Genomic DNA, 427 nt, shown 5'->3' with positions numbered 1-427 from the left:
AGGATCCGGGACTTGAAGAACTTCGTTTCCCGGATGGTGATCGTGCCGGCAATCAGATCGACATCACCAAGATCGAGACGCGCGAGTTCCCCCAGCCGCAACCCGCAGCAATAGGCCAATACCAGCATCACGTAGAGGCTCACCGGTCGCAGCGGTGACCGCGGTGAAGGGTAGGATTGGGCGATATCGAGAAGCCGACGGATCTCTTCGACACTGTAGATGTAGGGCCGGCGCCATTGCTTCGCGACCTGCTGTCCCGGCCGCGGGTCGGGACGTTTGTGTCGCGCGTCATGGAAAATTGCCCCCTCGGCGCCACGAGGAATTGCCCCCTCAGTGGATAGCTGAGGAGAGAGCAAATGAACGAACAACGAATCACGGAAAGCCCGTCGTGGATTGATCCACGGGGGCAGGTGATGAAGACGCCGGA

Annotated in this window: 1 protein-coding gene; it reads right to left on the bottom strand. The window is 60.0% G+C overall.

The window, feature by feature from the left end:
* Nucleotides 1-427 (bottom strand): tyrosine-type recombinase/integrase (locus AC04SH_RS34980; protein WP_488481889.1); only part of this gene is annotated, 427 nt, incomplete at both ends.

It is taken from the genome of Mesorhizobium sp. CNPSo 4688 (assembly GCF_057784295.1).
Note: the sequence above shows the minus strand (reverse complement) of the source record. Positions and strands in the feature narration are given on the sequence as shown.